Here is a 743-nt window from a genome sequence, read left to right on the forward strand (position 1 = left end):
CTGGAGAACAGTTCGTTCACGCCGGGAAAGGTCTTGTCGGTCAGAGAAATGAGATTGTTTTGCAGCGACACCACCGTTTTCATGTAGAGATTGTACTGGCGGCTGCACAGCTTCAGTTGTTGTCTTACAGTGTCCATGGGAGTATATTCCCGCAGATCCACCCAGTTGTCAAGGCCGTACTTGGCGATCTTCATGGCATCGGCCTTGTCGGTCTTGACCTTGCGAATGGAACCGCCTCCGCTCTGTTTGATGTACAGCGGATTCAGGACGCAGACATAGATGCCGTACTCATGCAGCGCTGCCGCAACCGGCTCATGGTAGCGACCGGTGGCCTCCATGACAACGCGGGTATCTTCTCCCAGCGCAAGGATGGCGTAAGCCATCTGCTCCAGACCGACCCCGGTGTGGAGAAATTCCTGTGGTAGCAATGCCACTTCACCCATTGGCCGCAGGGCAGCCACCATGCTTTTCCCTTTGGAAACATCAATTCCAACTGCGTTCATATCGCTCCTCCTTCTGATTGGATATGGCGTTCCGCCCTTTACTCATTGCCTGTTCAATCTCCTGGGTGACGCGAGCGCACAAGGTGGCTCTACCTGCGCAAATCGAATGCTGCGAATGAAAGAGGCGGCTGACGGACTCCTGTGCGGGCGTGTCAGCCCAAGGTCTTAACTGTCAGGCCATTTACTCTCTCATTCTAACAGCTTCGGCTTTGAGATGGAAAAAGACGCGGCTGGCTGCCG

The 743-nt window shown here is 54.6% G+C and carries 1 protein-coding gene; it reads right to left on the reverse strand.

The window, feature by feature from the left end; all coding sequences use genetic code 11:
• Window positions 1-503, reverse strand: a 503-nt coding sequence (locus tag ACTNBU_RS12665) for an IS110 family transposase (protein WP_441034450.1), incomplete at its 3' end; no start/stop codon positions are given.
• Window positions 504-743 lie beyond the last annotated feature (240 nt).

This window comes from Dysosmobacter sp. HCP28S3_G4 (assembly GCF_052065175.1).
GTDB lineage: Bacteria > Bacillota > Clostridia > Oscillospirales > Oscillospiraceae > Oscillibacter.